Origin of the sequence: Pseudorhodobacter turbinis, from assembly GCF_005234135.1 — a bacterium.
GTDB lineage: Bacteria > Pseudomonadota > Alphaproteobacteria > Rhodobacterales > Rhodobacteraceae > Pseudorhodobacter > Pseudorhodobacter turbinis.
The window spans coordinates 735,161-757,116 of record NZ_CP039964.1 but is presented as its reverse complement, the minus strand read 5'-3'; the positions used below and the strand labels follow the sequence as shown (position 1 = coordinate 757,116).

Genomic DNA, 21,956 nt, shown 5'->3' with positions numbered 1-21,956 from the left:
ATGACTCCGATAGATTTTTCAACCGTCCTCCCGGAAATCACCTTGGCGCTTGTCGCTATGGCGGCGTTGCTTGGGGTGGTTTACACGGGTAAGGATGCACTGGCGTCTTCGCTGAACTGGGGCATGGCCGGGGTTTTCGTGATCCTTGCCTTCTGGATCGGTGTCGGCACAAGCGGGGAACGCGTCGCTTTTGACGGGATGTTCAACGACGATCCTTTCGCGCGCTTTGCCAAGGTGACGATCTTGCTGTCGGCAGCGGCGGTTTTGGTCATCAGCCATGATTACATGGTCAAGCGCGGCCTGATGCGGTTCGAGTATCCGATTTTGATCGCGCTTTCCGTGCTTGGTATGATGTTCATGGTTTCGGCCGGTGATTTGATCGCGCTTTATATGGGGTTGGAACTGCAATCCCTTGCGCTTTATGTGGTGGCCAGTTTGCGCCGTGACAGCGTGAAATCGTCGGAGGCAGGCCTCAAGTACTTTGTGCTCGGTTCGCTTTCCTCGGGGATTTTGCTTTATGGCGCCTCGCTTACATATGGCTATGCGGGCACGACCGATTTTGCAGGGATCCTGTCGACATTGGGGCATGGTGATGTACCGCTTGGGTTGGTATTCGGCCTGGTCTTCTTGATTACAGGCTTGGCATTCAAGGTTTCGGCCGTACCGTTCCACATGTGGACGCCTGACGTTTATGAAGGCTCACCCACGCCGGTCACTGCATTTTTTGCAACTGCGCCCAAGGTTGCCGCGATGGGGCTTTTGGCCCGACTGATGTATGATGCCTTTGGTGCAATCCCGGGGCAGTGGGGGCAGGTCATTGCTGTGCTCGCCGTTCTGTCGATGTTTGTCGGGGCAATCGCCGCGATCGGCCAGCGTGATATCAAGCGCCTGATGGCATATTCGTCCATCTCTCATATGGGATTTGCGCTGATCGGGCTTGCTTCGGGCACGGTGTTTGGTGTGCAGGCCATGCTGATTTATGTCGTGATCTACGTTAGCATGAACATTGGCACCTTTGCCTTTATCCTGTCTATGGAACGTGACGGCGTGCCTGTGACCACGATTGACGGGCTGAACATGCTGTCGAAAAAGGCGCCCCTGCAGGCTTTGGCCATGCTGGTGCTGCTCTTCAGCCTTGCGGGCGTTCCGCCAATGCTTGGCTTCTTCGGCAAGTTTTATGTGCTTCAAGCCGCGGTGAAGGCCGATATGACATGGCTTGCTGTGTCCGGTGCTGTGGCCTCGGTGATCGGTGCGTTCTACTATCTTCGTGTCGTCTTCTTCATGTACTTCGGCAAAGAGGGCGCTGGTATCGACGCGCAAATGGGCCGTGTGCAATGGCTGGCGCTTATGGGGTCTGCGGCGGTGATGGTCTTTGGCATCATCAACCTCTTCGGGGTTGAGGGCGTTGCACAAATTGCGGCGGAAGCGCTTGTCCGTTAACGAGGCAACTCCGGGCTGGCCGCAAGGGGTGGCCCGGATCTTGCTTGATGGCGTGGACAGCACCAATGCCTATGCCACACGGCTTGCCCCCGTTGGTCCGACGTGGATCATGGCGGCAGAGCAAACTGTTGGGCGTGGCCGTCGTGGCCGCCCATGGCAAAGCCCCCGCGGGAATTTCTATGCCACACATGTTCTGCATCCGGCTGAAACTGCGGATAAGGTTGCGCTCCGGTCCTTTGGCGCGGCGCTTGCCTTGCGGGATGCCTGTGTCGCGGTGACGGGACTTGAGGCGGGGCTATCGCTGAAATGGCCCAATGATGTTTTGCTCAATGGTGGTAAACTTGCCGGGATTTTGCTTGAAAGCAGTGGTAACGGCCCGCAGATAACACAGCTTTGCATCGGGATTGGCGTCAACCTGATCGCCGCCCCCCCGCGCGAAGCTGTGGAAGAGGGCGCAACCCCGCCGGTTTCCCTGCTGGCTGAAACGGGTATGCGCGTCGCGCCAGAACGGTTCCTGACCGCCCTTGCGCAGGCCTATGCCCATTGGGAAGCGGTTTTCACCAGCCAAGGCTTTGCCCCTTTGCGCAGCGCATGGCTGTCTCATGCCGCGCGCTTGGGCGATACCATCACCGCGCGCACCGGAACCACATCAGAGGATGGCGTTTTCGAGAGCATCGACGAGACCGGAGCGTTGATTTTGAAAACGGCACGGGGTCGCCGCGCCATTCCCGCGGCAGAGATTTTCTTTTGAGACGGAAGGACGCGCCTTATGCTGATGGCAGTCGATTGCGGTAATACCAACACCGTGTTTTCCATTTGGAACGGGGCAGAGTTCATTGCAACCTGGCGCTGTTCCACCGACCACAAGCGGACGGCGGATGAATACTACGTCTGGTTGACCACTTTGATGACGCTCCACAAGATGGATGTGCATATCTCTGAGGTAATTATCTCCTCTACCGTTCCGCGTGTGGTTTTCAACCTAAGGGTTCTGACGGATCGTTATTTTAGCTGTCGCCCCCTGGTTGTGGGAAAGCCGGACTGCGCGTTGCCAGTTGCACCGCGCGTTGATATGGGCACCACCGTCGGGTCGGACCGCTTGGTGAATACTGTTTCGGGGTTTGACCGTCATGGTGGTGATCTGATCTTGGTTGATTTCGGCACGGCCACCACCTTTGATGTCGTGGATCAGGACGGTGCCTATATTGGCGGTGTCATTGCGCCCGGTGTTAATCTTAGCCTAGCGGCGTTGTCCTCGGCGACGGCTGCCTTGCCACATGTGGATGTTACGCATCCCGCCCAGACAATCGGAAAGAATACGGTGGCTTGTATGCAATCGGGCGTGTATTGGGGCTATATCGGTTTGGTCGAGGGCATTTGCCGCCAGATCAGGGCGGAACATATTCGCCCGATGAAAGTGATAGCCACCGGGGGGCTTGCCCCGTTGTTCCAACAGGGAACAGAAATTTTTGACGCAATCGAGGACGATTTGACCATGCATGGTCTTGTCCTCATAAATGAACTGAATAAGGATCGAGATACCGCATGAAAGCGAACCGGCTAATTTACCTCCCCCTCGGCGGCGCGGGTGAGATTGGGATGAACGCATATGTTTATGGCTACGGGCCTGAGGACAAAGAACGCCTGATCCTCGTGGATCTGGGCGTGGCCTTCCCCGATATGGATACAACCCCTGGGGTTGATTTGATCATGCCTGACATTTCGTGGCTTGAGGCGCGCAAGGACCGACTGGAAGCGATTTTCATCACCCACGCGCATGAAGACCACATCGGCGCTGTTGCGCATTTCTGGTCGCGGTTCAAATGCCCCGTCTATGCCCGCCGCTTTACCGCGACGATCGGCAAGCTGAAGTTTGACGAACATGGCCACCCCAAAGACGCGATCACAGTGGTGGAACCGCGTCCCGATGTGGTCAAGGCCGGCCCGTTTGATGTGCAATTTGTGCCTGTTGCCCACTCCGTTCCCGAAAGCTCTGCGCTGATCATTGATACCGAAGCCGGGCGCATCGTCCATTCGGGCGATTTCAAACTTGACGAAGATCCCTTGGTGGGTGAGGCGTGGCAGCCGGATGTGTTCAAGGCCATCGCGCAGGAACGTCCGGTCAAAGCCTTGATGTGTGACAGTACCAATGTGTTCTCACTACACGCAGGCCGTTCCGAAGCGACTTTGCGCGATCCTCTGCGGGAGCTGATCAGCGCCCAACGCGGCATGGTTGTGGCAACGACATTTGCGTCGAACGTGGCGCGCCTGAAAACGCTGGCAGAGGCCGCCCAGGCCGCGGGCCGCACGATTTGCCTTTTGGGCCGTGCGATGCGGCGGATGGTTTCGGCTGCCGAAGCTTCGGGCGTTTTGACTGGCTTTCCGCGCACCGTCAGCCCCGAAGAGGCACAAGATGTTCCGCGTGGCGATCTGATGTTGATCGTGACCGGCAGTCAGGGAGAGCGGCGCGCCGCCTCCGCACAGCTGTCACGCGGGAAATATTTGGGGTTGTCGATGAAGGAAGGCGATACCTTCCTGTTCTCCTCCAAAACCATTCCGGGCAATGAGCGCGGTGTTATTTCCATCATGAACGCCTTTTCCGAGATGGGCGTGAATATCGTCGACGACAGTGGCGGACTTTACCACGTTTCTGGGCATGCCAACCGTCCTGATCTGGAAACTGTGCATCGTGTGCTGGACCCTGAAATGGTGATCCCGATGCATGGCGAGCACCGGCATTTGCGCGAGCATGCACGGATTGCAATGGCGGCCGGGCGTGTTTCGGATGTTGTGACCAACGGCATGATGATCGATCTTACCGGCAAGAAACCGGATGTTGTCGAATATATCGAGGCGGGCCGGACCTATCTCGACGGCTCAGTCATGATTGGCGCGCGTGACGGTGTTGTACGTGACCGCATTCGGATGGTTTTGAACGGCCATGTTATGGTGACGCTCTTGCTTGACGAAAGCGATTCTTTGCTGGGCGATGCCTGGGTAGAGGTTAAGGGTCTGGCTGAAAAGGGCCGCACGGGTGCAGTGTTGGGCGAGACGCTTGAGGCGGATTTGACGGAATACCTCGACGGGGCCGGCAAGAAAGTCTTGAAAGACGATTCCAAGCTGGATGAGGCTGTGCGCCGTGTTGTGCGCCAGATCTGCATGGAAGAAATCGGCAAAAAGCCCGAGGTGACTGTGGTTGTCAGCCGCTTGACCGAAGGCTGATCCGGTTCAAAGTTAAAGAAAAGGCGCGCAAGGGAAACCCTGCGCGCCTTTTTCTATGTCATATTTGATGCGGGTATCGCGTCACAATCGGAATAGGGAAGCTCTGCCGCAAAAACGCCAGAGCTTTGATGCCGTGACTATTCGGTCGTTGCATCCTCAATATTCGATGTATCTGTGTTCTCAGTATCGTCGCTAGAGTAATCCTCAAGCTTGAAGCTGCGCAGAATGAAGTCAGGCACATGATCGCCCATGCCGACAACCCGGTCATTGCCGCCATTGTTGCGTCGATCGCCTCGTTTGTCATCACGCCGCGATTCGCGCGGTGCCCGACGGGAGGTATTCGCCGGTGCGTCGGTTGCTGCACTGTCTTTTACCGGAGCTTCTTTCGCCGGGGTTTGTACAGCGGGTTCTACCGGCGCTGCCTCAACCGCAACGGGTTCTACCTTTTCGACCTTGGGGGTGCGGGTCCTGCTACGGGTCCGGCTGCGCGCAGGCTTCTCGGCCTCTTCGGTTTTGGCGTCTTTGGCCGCAGGGACGGCTGGTTTTACCGCACCCTCGGGCAACTCGCCGCGCGGGATAGGTTTGCCGATCAACTGTTCAATCGCCGCAAGATATTTCGCATCCGATGGGGAGGACAAAGTGAAGGCCTTGCCTTCGCGCCCGGCACGACCGGTGCGGCCGATGCGGTGCACATAATCCTCTGGATGGCTGGGCACGTCAAAGTTGAAAACATGGCTGACAGCAGGCACATCCAAGCCGCGCGCCGCCACATCGGAGGCCACGAGCAAATGCACAGACCCATCGCGGAAACCGTCCAGCGTGCGGGTGCGCACTGACTGGTCAAGGTCGCCGTGGATTGGAGAAGCGTTAAAACCATGCTGCTTCAAAGACTTGGAGACAATATCCACATCTGACTTGCGATTGCAGAAAATGATCGCATTGGTACAGCTTTCACCTTCGGCACGGATAAGCGTCCGCAAAACATCGCGCTTCTCCGAGGCCGTGCGGTCCTTACGGCTCGGCACCACCTCAATCAGCTTCTGCGTGATCGTATCGGAGCTGGAGCTTTGACGCGCCACCTCGATTTTTACGGCGGCAGAAAGGAACGTGTTGGTGATCCGCTCGATCTCGGGGGCCATCGTGGCAGAGTAAAAGAACGTCTGGCGCGTGAAGGGCGTTAGGCTAAAAATCCTTTCGATATCAGGAATGAAGCCCATATCGAGCATCCGGTCAGCCTCATCGACAACCATGATTTGCACGCCTTGCAGCAGCAATTTGCCACGCTCAAAATGGTCGAGCAGGCGGCCGGGGGTCGCAATCAGCACGTCAACGCCGCGGTCGATCAGCTTGTCTTGTTCGCCAAAAGCCACGCCGCCGATCAAAAGAGCTTTGGTCAGCTTGGTGTATTTAGCGTAAATTTCAAAGTTTTCAGCAACTTGCGCCGCCAACTCCCGTGTCGGGGCCAGAACGAGCGAACGTGGCATACGCGCGCGCGCGCGGCCTTTGCCCAAAAGGGTAATCATAGGCAAGGTAAAGCTTGCGGTTTTGCCGGTGCCCGTTTGGGCGATGCCCAAAACATCACGGCCTTCGAGCGCGTGTGGAATCGCTTGCTCTTGGATCGGGGTTGGGGATTCGTAGCCAGCTTCGGCCACTGCTTTCAACACGCGGGGATCCAGCGCGAGATCAGAGAATTTGGTCATGTGCGTCCTGTATATGCGGTATCGGACCGCAAAAATGGGATGGGACGCAAGATTTCCGGGCGTCCCGGCGTCATTGCCCGAAGGCGTGACAGCAAATAGCCTTTTTGGCACCAAAGGTCAAGTTGTAGCCGCATAGCGCTGTTTTTTTTACTTCAGATACATCTCTGCCAGACCGGTCAGATCCGGCGGCGATGATATGGCATGGTCCGTATGCGGGTTTACGGCATTGGGATGTGCCTTGCATCTGTCACGGAAATCACGCATCGCGGGCTTTTGGAGCATCGTATAATAGCGCGAAAGATGGGTGTAGATCGCGGTTTGACGCAACTCCATCAACTGCCCGTCTGAGGCCTCGTCCAATGCGTTCATCCGGGCGATAGTGCGTGCTTGCCATGGCGCCATGCTACCGTCGATTTCAAAGTTTTTGTTACGCTTTTTCCAGTGACGCAGCACCGTTCTACGGTCAGCCTTCATGTCAGAGTTTTCCGTGGACTTCAGCAAAAAACTGGTCAAGTCGCGCGTGATATAGTGGTTGATTTGCGCAAATTCACAGCCGCAAATATCGGTGGAGAGGATGCTTTTGACTCGGTAATGATCGGGGCGCAACCCGCTGCCGTTGGTATAGCGAATGGCCTCGGGTGCAATCACGGGCTTCTCGGGGTGGTGGATGCCGGGACGTTGAAATAACGACGGCCGGAACAGGCATTTATAGGGACTGGCGTTTTCGGTTGGGCCAAGCGGGTGGTCGGCCATGCAAAAACGGTCCGTCACCAGCTCATCCGTCAGCAGCTCAAAACCGGAGTTGCCAAAATCACGGCGGTTGAGGTGCAGGCAATCACTTTCCGGCACAGCCGCAATCAGATCGGTCAGGGTGCCATTGCCGGTTTTGACAACCAGAAACTCGTTCATATCCAGCGCCATCGCCCAATCGCAGTCCTTGAATTCGGGAAAGCTGTCTGCACGCGTATAGGCCTGCGTTTTGATCTGGCGATTTTCGGCGCGGTTATAGAAATATCGAATGGCGCCGATCTTGCGCAAGGCAAAGAGGGTTTCATGTGTCAGGTCATCGCTATCGTTTTGAAAAATAACGATATCGGTGAAACCAAGTTCCAGATGATGGGCGACCCACTCCAGAAAATAGGGGGCCTCATTCTTGGCGGTGGTTACCAGAAACGCTCTCATCTTTGCCATCCCGCCTGTTGATACATCAAGCCTTGCGCCCCGCGATCCGCGCCTGCTTTTTTGCGCGCATTGCGGAAATACGCCGGAAAATACCGCCCTTATCATGGTTTAGCCGGTCCAGCAGGGCGTAGGCAAGCGGCCCCATGACCGGCTCTTCTTGGGCGCGTTGCCAAAGCGGGGCAAGCAGGTTGATATCGAGCCCCCCCGACGCCAGTGAAAACGGGGTCATCTCCAGCGGCATTTCGGCATCGATACGGCGCAGGCCAAAGGTTTCATCCGGGGCTTTGCCGCTATGGAGGCGTTCGAATTCGTAAAGCTTCATGATCGAAAACAGCATCCCCATTTCACGTCCCAACAGCTTTTCGCGCGCTGTGGCACCATGCTCGCCAAAGGTGATCACCGCAGAGATCAGCCAGCGCGTGTTGAGGCACCCAAGCAGGTAGGGGGACTGCTCGGACCAGATTTTGCGAAACAGGGCCGGGGTGTGTCCCGGAAAACGGCGTTTGCGCAGGTGGGCGATCACCAATGCGTGCAGCAAGACCAACTCTGATTGACCGCCAAGCTCGCTGCGCAGCTCATGCTCTTTTGCGGCGTGCCTGCTGGCGCCTTTGGGCAGATCGGCGGATGTTGGCGGTAAAATAACCTGCGCAAGGGCGGCCAGATCGACATCCAGCCCCGCCAAACCCTCACCCTCTTGCAAGTGCAATGGGCCGCGCCGCTTGTTCCAATGGTCAATCAGGCTTTGGGGGGCATCGGGGTAAGTGGGGTCGGTCATGCTCTGCCTCGTCTTGATCGGTCCGGCGCAAAGGTTATGCCATCATTTCCTTTGTCGCCGTCAGCTTCAGTTCGGGGTAATCGCGGGTGATCCGGTCAATATCCCATTGCAAGCGCGTCAGGAACACCGTGTCGCCATCGCTGTCTTGCGCGATATGGCCCTTGTTGACGGCCATGAATTTGTCCATCTCGGCCTTCGGCCCCTGCACCCAGCGCGCAGAGCTGAATTGCGACGGTTCAAACCGGACGGGGAGTGAGTATTCCTGCTCGATCCTGCTGGCGAGCACGTCAAACTGCAAAGGCCCCACAACGCCGACGATATAGCCCGAACCGATCATCGGCTTGAACACTTTGGCCGCACCTTCCTCGGCAAATTGCAAAAGCGCCTTTTCCAGATGCTTGGCCTTGAGCGGATCACCTGCACGCACACCTTGCAAGAGTTCCGGCGCAAAGGACGGGATGCCGGTAAAGCGCAGGGCCTCACCTTCGGTAAGCGCATCGCCGATCCGCAACTGGCCGTGGTTGGGAATGCCGATGATGTCGCCGGCCCAGGCCTCTTCGGCCAACTCGCGGTCGGCGGCGAGGAACAGCACGGGGCTGCTGATTGTCATCGCCTTTTTGCTGCGCACATGGTTCAGCTTCATGCCGCGGGTGAAATGCCCCGAGGCAAGGCGCACAAAGGCCACACGGTCGCGGTGCTTGGGGTCCATATTGGCCTGCACTTTGAACACGACACCGGTGACGGCGTCCTCGTCAGGAAAGACCTCGCGGGCGGCGGTGGGTTGGGGCTGTGGCTCGGGGCCAAATTTGGCGATCCCGTCCATCAATTCCTTGACCCCGAATGAGTTGATCGCAGAGCCGAACCAGATCGGTGTCATCGACCCGTTTAGCAGCGAATCGCGGTCCAGCGCGGGCAGCAATTCGCGTGCCATTTCCAGCTCTTCACGCAGGCGGGAAAGGGCTTCGGCAGGGATGTGTTGTTCCAGTTTGGGATCATCGAGGCCGTTGATCGAAATGGTTTCGGCCACCCGATTACGGTCGGCGCGGTCCATCAATTCCAGCCGGTCGTTCAAAATGTCATAGCAGCCCAGAAAGTCCCGGCCCGACCCGATGGGCCAGCTGGCGGGCGACACATCAATCGCCAGATTTTCCTGAATTTCATCGATGATCTCAAACGTATCACGGGCCTCGCGGTCCATTTTGTTACAAAACGTCAGGATCGGCAGGTCGCGCAGACGGCAAACCTCGAACAGCTTGCGGGTCTGGCTTTCCACACCTTTCGCGCCGTCGATCACCATCACGGCCGCATCCACCGCCGTCAGCGTGCGGTAGGTATCCTCCGAGAAATCCGAGTGGCCGGGGGTGTCGACCAAATTGAACCGGTATTCGCGAAAATCAAATGACATCGCCGAGGCCGAGACCGAGATCCCACGGTCTTGCTCCATCTTGATGAAGTCGGATTTGGTGCGCCGCGCCTCACCTTTGGCGCGGACCTGACCCGCCATCTGGATCGCCCCGCCAAACAGCAGAAACTTTTCGGTCAGGGTGGTTTTACCGGCATCCGGGTGTGCGATGATCGCAAAGGTCCGGCGGCGGGCGATTTCAGGCGGAAGGGGGGGGCGATTTTGCTGCATGTGCTGGCACATATCCGCTATTTCAACGCTTCGCAACTGGCGTGGCACTGCCTTTTACGTTGTGCCGCGCCTGCGTCTGGCCGCATCCAGCTTGAGGGCTGCCACAACTTGCGGCCCTGCCTCCACCCCGAAGTGCTGATTCTGGCTTACCCCGGGAAAACGCGCTTGCACTTCGGCAGCAAGATCCGAGGGCAGACGAGAGACAGTCGCCTCGGTCACCAGCAGGCTTTCGGCGGGAATTCCTTCGGCATAGATGATCTCATGGCTGCCAAACACAAGGCTGAAATAATCGACATAGCCACCCTCGCGGATAAAGATATGCTCACCATCGACCAGATGCTTGGCCTGTACCAGCACCTCGGACTTCGCAAGACCGCCGCTGCGATGACGTTGGTAAAGGAACATACGGTGGTGTTGGCTGATGACCAGATCACCCGCATTTCCCATCTCGCCCGCCGGGATCACCACAGGGGCATAGGTGCCCACAGCGCGCAATGTTACCTTCCCCAGCCAGTGCAATTCCTGCGGGCCGTGATCGCGGGTCAACACCCGATCGCCCACGCACAGCTCCTCAACCGGGCGCTGCGCGCCATTGCCCAGCGTGATCAGAGTGCCCGCAGCAAAAGAGGTGCAAAGCAGATCCAGAAGCCGTTCTGCCGGTTGCGGCTCTTCCATCTTGAGCAAGGTATAGTCGATGCCGGTACCGATCGGGGACAGAGGCAGCAACCAATAGCTGCCATCATGCCCCAGCCGGAGCGAAAGAAGCTCCACCCGGTCGCCGTCGGGCGCCATCATGGTATAGCGCGCATTCATGGTGACGGGGGAATGTGGCGCGCCGATACTGCTGCCCTCGGCCACCGTCTGGGTATTGCCGCTTCGGTTCAGCATCAGTTTTTTCGGGCTGGCATCCTGCATCAACTCGTAGATGTCGCCAAGGCAGGCATCATCCAGGCCCGCGAGCCCGTCGCCCATGTTTACGCCGATGGTGACAATCAAGTCATCTGCTTGAAAAACCTGACAAACCTGTTCGGGCAATGAATGGTTTTGCATAGCGAAGTTCACAGAGTTGTCCAATACGAGAGCGAGGGTTCTATTATAGTGTTTGGCATTATATCTAGCAAACCCTTAAGATTGACGCCAGAAGCTTCATTTTTTCAGATTTTTTGCGCGGGTATGATTTGCGTCATGCCACTTTCCCTTTGTTCCCTTGGCTGATAGCCAAGGAGCAGTGAATTCACGTGCATGAGGGCAGGAATATGGATCTGGGTATCAAAGGCAAAACAGCGCTGGTTTGTGCGGCGTCCAAGGGCTTGGGGCGCGGATGTGCCGAGGCGTTGGCCGAGGCAGGGGTCAACCTCGTCATCAATGCGCGCGGTGCTGAGGCGCTTACGGCGACCGCCGAACATATCCGTGCGGCCTACGGCGTGACGGTCACCACCGTTGCCGCTGATATCACCACCGAAGAGGGTCGTGCAGCCGTTCTGGCCAAGGCCGAGGGGGCCGATATCTTGGTCACCAACGCTGGTGGTCCGCCCCCCGGCATGTGGTCGGACTGGTCGCGTGATGATTTCATCAAAGCGCTGGATAGCAATATGCTGGCGCCGATTGCCTTGATGCAGGCGCTGCTGCCGGGGATGATCGCGCGCAATTGGGGCAGGGTGGTGAACATCACTTCGGGTTCAGTCAAGGCGCCGATCCCGCAGCTTGGCCTGTCGAATGCGGCCCGCACTGGCCTGACGGGATTTGTTGCGGGTACGGCACGGCAGGTGGCACCGCATGGCGTCACGATCAACAACCTGCTGCCCGGCATCCATGACACAGACCGCGCCATCAGCCTTGATACCGGCGTGGCCGAGGCGCAAGGCATCGATATGGCGGCGGCCCGCAAACAGCGTGAGGCCACGATCCCCGCCCGCCGCTATGGCAGTCCTGAGGAGTTTGGCGCGGCCTGTGCGTTCTTGTGCTCGGACAAGGCGGGCTTTATCGTTGGCCAGAACCTCTTGCTGGATGGTGGGGCCATTAATGCCACGATCTGACGGAGCAGCGCAGGCGGATTGGCAATGCGTCATGTTCTTGTGGGGCGACAAATATGATGTCGCCCTCGTAAACCGCTTGATCGATGCGATTGCACAACATGCAAGCAGCCAACCCCGTTTTGTGCTGCTGTCCGATCGCGCACGCCCCAACCTTGACCCAAGGGCAGAGCTGCGCATGATCCCCGACTTCTGGCTGACGCCGCAGTTTCGCGGGGCGGGCTGCCAAACCAAGCTTGCGATGTTCGAAAAAGGCGTTCTGGCCGATGATTTGCCCGCGCTCTATATCGACCTCGATACCGTGGTGACGGGCGATCTGAAGCGGATATTGAACCTTTTACCACGCCCTGATGCCTTGATGTTGCTGCAAAGTGCGATTGTGCCTTTGGGGGCTGTGGGGCGGTTTATCTGGCGGCGGACGAAGGGGCGGAAATACGCGCGAGGCAATTCCTCTTTGGTGGCGTTTCACCCAAAGCATCACACAAAGATCGCCGCGCAATTTACTGAATTATGGAATAAAAAGCAGGAATGGTGGTTTCGCCCCATGATCGCGGACGAACGCTTCATGAGCTGGGCCGCGCAAGAAACAGTAGAGGCCATCCCCAAGAGTCTGGCGGTGAAATTCCCGACAGAGTTTATGTCGCGGATCAATCTTCTTAGCTATGTCTGGGCGGTTTTGCCTTGGGTGCGTGCCCGTCGCCAAGGTCTGATTGCCGTGACGCTTTGCGGGGTAGAGATCAAGCCCGACGAGCTGCTCCAAATGGCCGAAGGCGCGCGGGTGACAGACCCCAAGGGTCGGACGTTGATCTGGTCCGATTTCATATTGGGCAAAACGCGCGGTGATATCATCCGTTTCTACAGCAGGAAACTGAAGTAATGCGCATTTTGTATTTGTCACATCCAGAGGTGAAGATTGACCCGCAAACCCCTGTTCTAGAATGGGAATTGTCGGATCAAGGGCGTCGCCGTCTGCGCGCGGCGGTCAAGCGGGGCTGGCCGGGGCGCGGTTGGCGGCTTATCGCCTCTCCCGAGGTCAAGGCCCAGCAAACCGCCGAGATCCTGTCGCATGCTTTTGGCCTGCCGCTGCACACCCACCCCGAAATGGGCGAGGTGGACCGGAGCGCCACCGGCTATTTGCCGCAAGACCAGCATGAAGCGCTTGCCAAGGAGCTTTTTGCGCAGCCCGAGACAGGCCCCGAAGGTTGGGAATCCGCCAATGCGGCCTCAGCCAGAGTTTTGGAGTGTTTTCATCAGGTTATGGCAGAAGTATCTGACGATATTATCTTTGTTGGCCATGGGGCTGTTGGCAGTTTTCTGTGGTGTGCGCTGACCAATCGCCCGATTACGCCTGCAGCGGATCAAACTCGGGGCGGCAGCTTTTGGGCTGGTCGCTATGACGGATCCGGCTTCTCGGCGGTGCATAGCTGGCAAGCCTTGGAGACGGCTGCGGCAAAGTGAACGGCTTGCCCCTTTTGGCTTGGCCTGCTAACCCATTTCCGATTGAATTGATAAGGTAAGGCTCCGCGCCAAGATGCCCCAAACTGCAACACCCCGCCTGCAAGCCAGCAACCTAACCCGGAAATTTGGCCCGCGTGCGGTCGTCAGTGACCTGTCGCTTACCGTCGCTGCGGGGCAGGTCACGTGCCTTCTTGGCCCCTCGGGGTGCGGTAAATCCACCACGTTACGGATGATCGCAGGGGTGGAGACGCCTGATAGCGGCACCATTCAGATCGACGGACAAATTGTTTGCGATGCCACCCGCCACCTGCCGCCAGAGGCGCGCGGTGTGGGCATGATGTTTCAGGATTTCGCGCTGTTTCCGCATTTGACAATTGCGAAAAATGTGGCGTTCGGCCTGCATGGGGATAGCGCCAAAAAGGCCGCCCGCGTCCGGGAGTTGCTGGAACGGGTGAATCTTTCGGGGTTTGACCGCAAATACCCGCATGAGCTTTCGGGCGGAGAGCAGCAGCGCGTGGCCCTTGCCCGCGCGCTTGCCCCGCGCCCGCGTGTGATGTTGATGGATGAGCCGTTCTCGGGCCTTGATAACCGGTTGCGCGACGGTATCCGCGACACCACACTGGAGGTGTTGAAAGAGGAAGGTGCCGCAGTTTTGCTGGTCACGCATGAGCCGGAAGAGGCGCTGCGCATGGCCGACGAGATTGCCCTGATGCGCGATGGAAAGATTGTGCAGCAAGGCTCTCCTTATAATATCTATAACGCCCCCGCAGACAGAGAAGCGGCAGCTTTCTTTAGCGATATCAATGTAATTAAGGGTGTTTCTAAGGGCGCGCTGACCGATACCCCCTTTGGTGCCTTCCTGACGCCGGGCCATGCGGATGGTGGTCTTGTGGATATTGTGATCCGCCCGCAGCACCTGAAGATTGACTTTGATCGCGCGGGGCGTGGCCCGAACCCGACCTCATTGGAAGGCACACCTGCGCGTGGCGTGGTTTCCCGGGCGCGGTTTTTGGGACATGAAAGCCTTGTCGATTTCACGATGGAGTTTGATGGCTCCAAGCTGACGGCGGCGGTGCCGGGGGTGTTTTTGCCCAAGATCGGCACGCCTTTGTGGCTGATGATCCGCCGCGACCGTTGCTTTGTTTTCAAGGCCTAACCCAAATCCTCGGGGTTCGGGATCAAGCCGGCCTGTGGCAGCAGCGTGGTGATCTTGAAACGCAATGCGCGCGCGGCTTTGGCCTGTGCGCTATCGTCACTTCCCACGCGTGCAAGCCCATCCATCAAGGCCTCTAGTTCCTCGGCCGTTAGCATGAGGGGCGGCAGAACCAATGGTGATCGCAGGATATAGCCCAAGCCACGCTCCCCCTCAACGGGGATGCCGGTTGCCGCCATCATCGCCATATCGCGCCATATCGTTCTGGTGGAAACGCCAACCGCCTGTGCAAGCTCGGCCGCGGTGCGCAGCTTTCCGTCCCGCATCCGCTGGATCAAGTCAAATATACGCTGGTCGCGGCTCATGGCATGGGGCCTGTCGGTTTTGTTGCTACTGACAAAATACTGTCAGCAGCATGGCGCGTAAAGCAAAAACACCCTTTGATCCGCCGCGTAATGGTCCTAAACGAATAGGGTAACGTTGCGGGCCCGGCATCCAGGCCCGACATAGGAGAATAGGCATATGCTTAACAATATCGGTATTCCGGGCCTTCTTTTGATCGCCGTTGTCGTCCTCGTGCTGTTTGGCCGGGGCAAGGTTTCGTCCTTGATGGGCGAAGTGGGCAAAGGCATCAACGCGTTCAAAAAGGGCGTGAAGGAAGAAACAGAAGAGCTTGATAAGGTTTCGGATGACGCAGTGGATGTGACACCGAAAGAAAAGGACAAGGTCTGAAAAGCGCTGCGCGGGGAAAACGCCCATGTTTGATATCGGTTGGACCGAACTTATGGTTATCGGGATTGTCGCGCTGATCGTGATCGGCCCCAAAGACCTGCCCGAGATGTTCCGTACCCTTGGCCGCTTTACCGCCAAGGCCAAAGGCATGGCGCGGGAGTTTTCGCGCGCGATGGAAACGGCGGCGGATGAGGCGGGCGTCAAGGATGTCGCCGCAGACCTGCGCAAGGCAACATCGGCCAAATCGATGGGGCTTGATGCCGTCAAGGATGCGGCAGGCAAGTTTGAATCGTGGGACCCGATGAAATCGAGCAAGGCCAGCGCAGCCAAGCCCGATCCTGCGGCCCCCACGCCGGAGGTGCCAACCAAAGGCCCCGAAACGCAGGCCATGACCGAGACGCAGACCGCGAAACGAACAGAACGTCCGGCCGTTGCCGCACCTGCCAAGAAACCTGCGGCAAAACCAAAGGCCAAAACCACAACAAAGGCAGGCCCCAAGGCGGCGGCGAAAAAGACGGCTGCCAAGAAACCTAGCCCAAAAAAGAGTGACGTATGAGCACCGAGAACCTTGATGATAGCTCCGCCCCGCTGATCGAGCATCTGGCAGAGCTGCGTAACCGGCTGATATATTCCGTGCTGGCCTTTGTGGTCGGCATGGTTTTGTGCTTTACGGTCTGGAACCCGATCTTCAATTTCCTGACGCAGCCGATTTGCTCTGCACTGGCCGAGCGTAATCAGGATTGCGGGCTCGTGCTTATCAAGCTGCAAGAGGGCTTCTTTGTTGCCATCCGAATCTCGCTTTTTGGCGGTTTTATCCTTTCGTTCCCGATGATTGCCTATCAGATGTGGCGTTTCGTGGCGCCGGGGCTTTACAAGAACGAGAAGGGCGCCTTCCTGCCGTTTCTGATCGCCTCGCCGGTGATGTTCACGCTTGGCGCGGGGTTCGCCTATTACGCGATCCTTCCGCTCGCCTTTGATTTCTTCCTCGGGTTCCAGCAAATGGCCCCGACCACGGGAGAAGTGGAAAACAGCAGCGCCGGCGTCTTGTTCCAGGGGTCGATGGAGGAATATCTGGCGTTGACGACCAAGTTCATTCTTGCCTTCGGGATCTGCTTTCAGCTTCCGGTATTGTTGACATTGCTAGGCAAGGCAGGGCTGGTTTCTGCGCGAGGTCTGGGCTCAGTGCGTAAATATGCGGTGGTCGCAATTCTGGCGCTGGCCGCTTTGGTGACGCCGCCGGATGTGATCACGCAGGTGATCCTGTTTGTCGTGGTTTACGGCCTATATGAGATTTCGATTATTCTGGTTCGCCGCGTTGAAAAGAAGCGTGAGGCTGAATTGCGCGCCCAAGGGCTTTGGGTGGATGAAGATGACTATGACGAAGACGATAGCGGCGAGGAGATGAAGTGATGGATAATGCAACCCTGCTCCGCATCGCCGAGGCCTTTGAGCGGATTAGCCCCCGCCCGCAACCGGCACCGGATTTTGACGCAGCCAGCGCCTTTATCTGGCATGTCGCGCCGGACCGGTTGGATCCGGTACCGAATGTGTCGGGGGTGGATCTGTCGCTTTTGGTGGGCATCAACCGGGCACGCGATATCTTGCACGATAACACCCGCCTGTTCGCCCAAGGGTTGCCCGCCAACAACGCGCTTCTTTGGGGCGCGCGCGGGATGGGGAAATCAAGCCTTGTCAAAGCGATACATGCCGAAGTTAACCAAAAGCACAATCTGAAACTGGTTGAGTTGAGCCGTGAAGACCTGCCAACAGTCGCTGCCCTTCTTGGCCATTTACGCGCCGCCAAGGACCATCGTTTTATCCTGTTTTGCGATGATCTGAGCTTTAGCCATGATGATACGCATTACAAATCGCTCAAGGCGGTTCTGGATGGCGGTATCGAGGGGCGCCCAGAGAATGTGATCTTCTATGCCACCTCCAATCGTCGCCATCTGATGCCGCGCGATATGATTGAAAATGAGCGTTCCAGCGCGATCAGCCCCTCGGAAGCGGTAGAGGAGAAAGTATCGCTTTCGGACCGTTTCGGACTTTGGCTGGGGTTCCATCCGTGCAGTCAGGATGAATATCTGGCGATGATCGACGGCTATTGCGCGGCCCATGGGGTGAGCGTCGATGCCGATACCCTGCGCGCCGAGGCGATTGAATGGCAGGCCACGCGCGGGTCCCGTTCGGGGCGGGTTGCATGGCAATTCTTTACCGATCTGGCGGCGCGTCACGGCGTCAAACTCTAACCGGTTCAGAGCTTATCCAAGAGTCTGATTTTTGCGGGCGGCACGAGGCTGCCCGCAAAAGGTATTCTGTGGCGCTATTGTAGAAACGTCATCGGGTCCAGCGCCTCAACCCCTTTGCGCAGTTCAAAGTGCAAGAACGACGGGCTGGCGCTTTGGACCACGGCGATGGCTTGGCCCTTGGTCACGTTATCGCCCTTTTTGACCTTCACCTTATCGATCCCGGCATAGACTGAAAGCAGGTTGTCCTCATGGCGCATCACCAAAATCGGCACCTGACCGGTGTCTTTGGTGATGGCGACAACTTGTCCGGCGGCTGTCGCACGCACGGTTGCTCCTGCGGACGCACCAATATCGATGCCCTCGCTTTTGCCCTTCACGAAGGGCCGGATGATTTTTCCATCCACAGGCATCACAAATTTGCTGCTGGAGGCTGCCGTGCGGGTTTTCCCGAGATCCGGAGAGGCGGGCGTGCCTTGGGCCTTGGCCGCTGCGGGCTGTGTCTTCTCGGTGGGCAAAGGTTGGGCCGCAGAGGGCGGCACCGGCGTGGGGGAGGTGGTGCCGGGCAGGTTGGTGGTTTGGGTCGCAGACGCGCTGCCGGTGACCACCGGGATCAACAGGTATTGGCCCTCGCGCAGGCTTAGATCGGTGCCAAGGCCGTTCCAGTCGGCAAGCGCCTTGACGCTGACGCCGTAGGTGCGGGCGATGGAATAGGCGGTCTCTCCGCGCTGGACACGGTGACGGCCGGGCTGTTCGGCGGTGGCTGTGGGGGCGGTTTGCGGTGCTGCTGTGCCAACACGGTCCAGCGCGCCCGAGGCAATTGCAGTCACCTCGATCGGGGCAGGCGCAATCGTGCCGCCAATGATCGCACCCGATTGTGGCGCGCCGCCGATGACCGATGCGGCCTCGATACGGCGGGGCAGGGCGATGACCTCGCCGTCGCGTAGCAGGTCACCGGGTTTGAGGGCATTATAGCTGCCCAGCTCATCCGCGCTCATGTTCAGGCGGCTGGCAACGCTGGCCAGCGTATCGCCGCGCCGCGCAAGCGCAACCTGATAGCCGGGATAAGAGATCACCCCGCGCGCATCCGGACTGGGGCGGTTTGCGGTGGCGTTGCGGACAGCGTCGCTGGTATCAAGCGCGCCACCGGTCATTCCGCGCAGATCCCAGTCCAGCGCGTTGCCATTCGGCCCGCAGGCAGAAAGCGCACCAAGGGCCACACCAAGGGTAAGGAAGCGGGAAAAACGGGTCATCATGCAAGGCCTCATTGGGTTCGTCCGGGTTGGCCCCGGTACGGGTTGAAACAGGGTTAGTCTAGTCCTAGGCCTTCGAGCAGCGGCACAAAGCGCACTGGTCGAAGCTCTTCGTAATCATAGCCCTTCTCAAGGCGGGTGACCTTGATCAGGGTTTGCACGGCATCCGACTGGCCGACAGGTACCACCATGATACCCCCAATCTTCAATTGCGCCAAGAGCGGCCCGGGCGGGTCTTCGGCGGCGGCGGTTACCAAGATCTTGTCAAACGGGCCTTGGTCGGGCAGGCCAAAGCTGCCATCGGCAACAAAAGCGGTGATATTGCTCAGGTTGAGCCGCAGGAAAACCTCGTTCGCCTCACGCACAAGGCGGCGGTGGCGGTCGACGGTATAGACGCGCCGCGCTAGCTGCGCGACGATGGCCGCCTGATAGCCGGATCCTGTGCCCACCTCTAACACCGTATCGCGCGGCAGGATGTGCAGCGCCTGCGTCATCAGCCCCACAACCGAGGGCTGGCTGATGGTTTGGCCACAGGCGATGGGCAGGGGCATATCCTCATAGGTGCGGTCCGCAAACAGCCCTTTAATGAAATGGCCACGGTCCACCCGTTCCATGGCGGTCAGGACGCGGGCATCTGTGACGCCTTTTGATCGCAACGCAAAGAGAAAGCGCATCTTGCGCTCGGCAAGGGCATCCTCTTCTTCTGATGCGCTTAAACTCATGCGAGGCGGGCCTGTAAATCGGCGATGCGGTCATGGGCGGTCAGATCGGCGCGCATCGGTGTGATAGAAATGAAATCTGCCAGATTGGCGTGGACATCGGTGCCGGGGCCGGAATCCACATGTTGCTCACCACCTTTGATCCAAAGGAAACGGCGGCCGTTGGGTGCGTGATGCGGTTCCACGCCGAAATAGCTGCCCGGACGCCAGCCTTGGGTTACGACCTGCTTGCCCTTCACATCCGCCGCCGAGCAGGGCGGAAAGTTGATGTTGTAGAAAAGCTGGTAGTCGTCATCCTTGTCCCACATCCCCTTGTCGAGCAGGGTGCGGATCACACCCACGCCATGCGCGCGCGCGCCTTCAAACGGGTCGGCGAGGGTTTGGGTGCGGTGGCCCAAAAACTGCGACATCGCAATCGCGGGGATGCCTTGCAGGGCGGCTTCCATCGCGCCGCCGATTGTGCCGGAATAAAGCGCGTTCTGTCCCGCATTATTGCCACGGTTCACGCCTGAAAGCACCAGATCGGGGCGGGCATGGGTCATCACATCATAGATGCCGGCCATCACGCAATCGGCAGGGCTGCCCTCGGCGGCAAAGGCGCGCGGCGCCAGTTCAGAGATCATCATCGGGTGGGTGTAGCTGATGCAATGCCCGACGCCGGATTGCTCAAACGCGGGGGCCACGGTCCAGACCTCGCCGTCGGGGCCTGCGATTTCTGTCGCGATTTCGTGCAAAGCCTTGAGGCCTGGCGCGTTTATACCGTCATCATTCGTGATCAAAATGCGCATTGATGCCTCCTATATCTTGTCCGTTTGATTAAACGACCACAGCGCCCCGGTAAAGTGCACGCGGTCCGATTGATGCCGATACTGTGTCAATTCCTGCGAATTTCACACATTACCCGTCACGTGTGTAAACACCCTGCGCGGTTTCATGCCGTTAATTTTGTTTGATCTTGGCCTTGGGGGCAAGCTGTGGTCTGAGGCGCGTAAGACCCAAGCAAACCGGAGAACCCCATGACCGCGCTTACCTGCTTCAAAGCCTATGACATTCGCGGGCGCTTGGGCGAAGAGCTGAATGAGGGCATAGCCGAACGTATCGGCCGTGCCTTTGCGCAGGTTCTGGGGGCAGAGCGGGTGGTGGTTGGCCATGATCCACGGGCCTCATCAGGGGCGCTAGTGGCGGCGGTCAAGGCGGGCTTGGTGAAATCAGGGGTGGAGGTTCTGGACCTTGGCCTTTGCGGCACCGAGGAGATGTATCACGCCACCGCCTATTTTGAAGCCGACGGCGGGATCGAGGTGACGGCCTCGCACAATCCGATGGATTATAACGGGCTGAAGCTGGTGGGAAAAGGGGCGCGCCCGCTGGACCCTACAACGGATATGGTGGCGATCAAGGCACTTGCCGAAAGCGGCGATTTTGGTCCCGATAAAGCGGGGGGCGAGGTGCGCCCTGCCAAGGCCGCGCGCGGCGCCTATGTGCGCACGGTGCTGTCCTTTGTGGATGTGGCCGCACTGCGCCCGTTGAAAATTCTGGTGAATGCGGGCAATGGCGCGGCCGGCCCCACCTTTGACGCGCTGGCCGAGGCGCTTGCGAAACGCCGCTCTCCGGTGTCGTTCATTTGTCTGAACCATGAACCCGATGGCAGCTTTCCCAACGGTATTCCCAATCCGCTGTTGCCGGAAAACCAGCCGATGACGGCCAATGCCGTACTGGCGGCCAAGGCCGATATGGGCATCGCGTGGGACGGTGATTTCGACCGCTGCTTCTTCTTTGACCATTTGGGCCGCTTTGTTCCGGGCGAATATATCGTGGGCCTTCTGGCCGAGATTTTTCTGGCCAAGGAGCCGGGCGCGAAAATTGTTCATGACCCGCGTATTCGGTGGAACACCCAAGAGGTCGTGACCCGCCTAGGCGGCGTGCCGTTGATGGCACCAACGGGGCATGCCTACCTGAAACGGGCGCTGCGCGATACCGGCGCTGTTTACGGCGGTGAGATGTCGGCGCATCACTATTTCCGTGACTTTTCCTGTTGTGACAGCGGGATGATCCCGTGGCTGCTTTTGATCGAACTGATGTCGCGGCGCGGTGTCAGCCTTGCCGATCTGGTCAGCGCGCGGATGGCGGCGTTTCCCTCCTCGGGCGAAATCAATTTCCGCAACGACGATCCGCAAGCCGCGCGTGACCGCGTTCTGGCCGATCTGGGGGATGAGGTGGTCGCGCGTGATGACACCGACGGGATGTCGCTTGATATGGGGACGTGGCGGTTGAACCTGCGGTCTTCGAATACCGAGCCCTTGCTGCGGTTGAATGTGGAAACGCGCGGCGATGCGGATTTGCTGGCACGCTCTGTCACCCGCCTGCGCGGCTTGATCGAGAATGGCGCGATCTGACGACCGGCCTCTTGGCC

General features: G+C 58.5%; 22 protein-coding genes. 13 read left to right on the top strand and 9 right to left on the bottom strand.

The window, feature by feature from the left end; all coding sequences use genetic code 11:
• The 4 genes from nuoN to EOK75_RS03505 are packed head-to-tail and all read left to right on the top strand — an operon-like array spanning position 1 to position 4,662.
• Positions 1-1,440 (top strand): NADH-quinone oxidoreductase subunit NuoN, encoded by a 1,440-nt coding sequence (nuoN, locus tag EOK75_RS03520; RefSeq protein WP_137192602.1) that lies wholly within the window; start codon positions 1-3, stop codon positions 1,438-1,440.
• A 28-nt stretch (positions 1,441-1,468) separates the two neighbouring features.
• Positions 1,469-2,191, top strand: coding sequence for a biotin--[acetyl-CoA-carboxylase] ligase (locus EOK75_RS03515; protein ID WP_137194266.1), 723 nt, complete (start codon positions 1,469-1,471; stop codon positions 2,189-2,191).
• A gap of 18 nt (positions 2,192-2,209) precedes the next feature.
• Entirely contained in the window at positions 2,210-2,989 is a 780-nt protein-coding gene (locus tag EOK75_RS03510; RefSeq protein WP_137192601.1) for a type III pantothenate kinase, read from the top strand.
• Positions 2,986-4,662 carry a ribonuclease J gene (locus EOK75_RS03505; protein WP_137192600.1) on the top strand — a complete coding sequence of 559 codons (1,677 nt, stop codon included), beginning with the start codon at positions 2,986-2,988 and terminating at the stop codon, positions 4,660-4,662. The genes EOK75_RS03510 and EOK75_RS03505 overlap by 4 nt, the downstream gene beginning before the upstream one ends.
• Before the next feature lie 137 nt (positions 4,663-4,799).
• On the opposite strand, the gene EOK75_RS03500 is transcribed toward EOK75_RS03505, so the two are convergent.
• The 5 genes from EOK75_RS03500 to EOK75_RS03480 all read right to left on the bottom strand — a co-directional run bounded on the left by EOK75_RS03500 (position 4,800) and on the right by EOK75_RS03480 (position 11,002).
• Positions 4,800-6,362: a DEAD/DEAH box helicase gene (locus EOK75_RS03500; RefSeq protein ID WP_137192599.1), complete on the bottom strand. Its 1,563-nt coding sequence runs from the start codon at positions 6,360-6,362 to the stop codon at positions 4,800-4,802.
• A gap of 147 nt (positions 6,363-6,509) precedes the next feature.
• Positions 6,510-7,544 (bottom strand): glycosyltransferase family 2 protein, encoded by a 1,035-nt coding sequence (locus tag EOK75_RS03495; protein WP_168199135.1) that lies wholly within the window; start codon positions 7,542-7,544, stop codon positions 6,510-6,512.
• Between the two features lie 25 nt (positions 7,545-7,569).
• A complete protein-coding gene (locus EOK75_RS03490) occupies positions 7,570-8,319 on the bottom strand; it encodes a hypothetical protein (protein ID WP_137192597.1) in 750 nt (249 codons plus the stop codon).
• 34 nt (positions 8,320-8,353) lie between these two features.
• The gene (locus tag EOK75_RS03485; protein WP_137192596.1) at positions 8,354-9,952 is read right to left on the bottom strand and encodes a peptide chain release factor 3; all 1,599 of its coding nucleotides are present in this window, start codon (positions 9,950-9,952) and stop codon (positions 8,354-8,356) included.
• A 54-nt stretch (positions 9,953-10,006) separates the two neighbouring features.
• On the bottom strand, positions 10,007-11,002 hold the full coding sequence (locus EOK75_RS03480) for a Hint domain-containing protein (RefSeq protein WP_137192595.1): 996 nt from the start codon (positions 11,000-11,002) through the stop codon (positions 10,007-10,009).
• A gap of 206 nt (positions 11,003-11,208) precedes the next feature.
• On the opposite strand from EOK75_RS03480, the gene EOK75_RS03475 reads away from it, so the two are divergent.
• The 4 genes from EOK75_RS03475 to EOK75_RS03460 all read left to right on the top strand — a co-directional run bounded on the left by EOK75_RS03475 (position 11,209) and on the right by EOK75_RS03460 (position 14,599).
• Entirely contained in the window at positions 11,209-11,988 is a 780-nt protein-coding gene (locus EOK75_RS03475) for an SDR family oxidoreductase (protein ID WP_137192594.1), read from the top strand.
• Positions 11,975-12,862, top strand: coding sequence for a hypothetical protein (locus tag EOK75_RS03470; RefSeq protein ID WP_137192593.1), 888 nt, complete (start codon positions 11,975-11,977; stop codon positions 12,860-12,862). Before EOK75_RS03475 ends, EOK75_RS03470 begins: the two co-directional genes overlap by 14 nt.
• Positions 12,862-13,443: a histidine phosphatase family protein gene (locus tag EOK75_RS03465; RefSeq protein ID WP_137192592.1), complete on the top strand. Its 582-nt coding sequence runs from the start codon at positions 12,862-12,864 to the stop codon at positions 13,441-13,443. The genes EOK75_RS03470 and EOK75_RS03465 overlap by 1 nt, the downstream gene beginning before the upstream one ends.
• Positions 13,444-13,516: 73 nt before the next feature.
• On the top strand, positions 13,517-14,599 hold the full coding sequence (locus EOK75_RS03460) for an ABC transporter ATP-binding protein (protein ID WP_137192591.1): 1,083 nt from the start codon (positions 13,517-13,519) through the stop codon (positions 14,597-14,599).
• Here EOK75_RS03460 and EOK75_RS03455 read toward each other — a convergent pair.
• Complete coding sequence (locus EOK75_RS03455; RefSeq protein WP_137192590.1) at positions 14,596-14,961, bottom strand: helix-turn-helix transcriptional regulator; 366 nt, start codon at positions 14,959-14,961, stop codon at positions 14,596-14,598. The genes EOK75_RS03460 and EOK75_RS03455 overlap by 4 nt on opposite strands.
• A gap of 157 nt (positions 14,962-15,118) precedes the next feature.
• Here EOK75_RS03455 and tatA point away from each other — a divergent pair, with 157 nt between their 5' ends.
• Genes tatA through EOK75_RS03435 form a run of 4 tightly spaced genes read left to right on the top strand, consistent with a single transcriptional unit; the run spans position 15,119 to position 17,577 of the window.
• On the top strand, positions 15,119-15,328 hold the full coding sequence (tatA, locus tag EOK75_RS03450; RefSeq protein ID WP_137192589.1) for a twin-arginine translocase TatA/TatE family subunit: 210 nt from the start codon (positions 15,119-15,121) through the stop codon (positions 15,326-15,328).
• Positions 15,329-15,353: 25 nt separating this feature from the next.
• A complete protein-coding gene (gene tatB / locus EOK75_RS03445; protein ID WP_137192588.1) occupies positions 15,354-15,884 on the top strand; it encodes a Sec-independent protein translocase protein TatB in 531 nt (176 codons plus the stop codon).
• Positions 15,881-16,738 (top strand): twin-arginine translocase subunit TatC, encoded by an 858-nt coding sequence (gene tatC / locus EOK75_RS03440; RefSeq protein ID WP_137192587.1) that lies wholly within the window; start codon positions 15,881-15,883, stop codon positions 16,736-16,738. Before tatB ends, tatC begins: the two co-directional genes overlap by 4 nt.
• Positions 16,738-17,577, top strand: a complete 840-nt coding sequence (locus EOK75_RS03435) for an ATP-binding protein (RefSeq protein ID WP_137192586.1) — start codon at positions 16,738-16,740, stop codon at positions 17,575-17,577. Before tatC ends, EOK75_RS03435 begins: the two co-directional genes overlap by 1 nt.
• Positions 17,578-17,651: 74 nt before the next feature.
• On the opposite strand, the gene EOK75_RS03430 is transcribed toward EOK75_RS03435, so the two are convergent.
• From EOK75_RS03430 to surE, 3 genes are read right to left on the bottom strand one after another with little or no spacing between them, the layout of a single operon-like run.
• Positions 17,652-18,827, bottom strand: coding sequence for a M23 family metallopeptidase (locus EOK75_RS03430; RefSeq protein ID WP_137192585.1), 1,176 nt, complete (start codon positions 18,825-18,827; stop codon positions 17,652-17,654).
• A gap of 56 nt (positions 18,828-18,883) precedes the next feature.
• Positions 18,884-19,549 carry a protein-L-isoaspartate(D-aspartate) O-methyltransferase gene (locus EOK75_RS03425; protein WP_137192584.1) on the bottom strand — a complete coding sequence of 222 codons (666 nt, stop codon included), beginning with the start codon at positions 19,547-19,549 and terminating at the stop codon, positions 18,884-18,886.
• A complete protein-coding gene (surE, locus tag EOK75_RS03420; protein ID WP_137192583.1) occupies positions 19,546-20,334 on the bottom strand; it encodes a 5'/3'-nucleotidase SurE in 789 nt (262 codons plus the stop codon). The genes EOK75_RS03425 and surE overlap by 4 nt, the downstream gene beginning before the upstream one ends.
• 228 nt (positions 20,335-20,562) lie before the next feature.
• Between surE and EOK75_RS03415 the strand changes: the two genes are divergently transcribed.
• On the top strand, positions 20,563-21,939 hold the full coding sequence (locus tag EOK75_RS03415; protein ID WP_137192582.1) for a phosphohexomutase domain-containing protein: 1,377 nt from the start codon (positions 20,563-20,565) through the stop codon (positions 21,937-21,939).
• Positions 21,940-21,956: the final 17 nt, after the last annotated feature.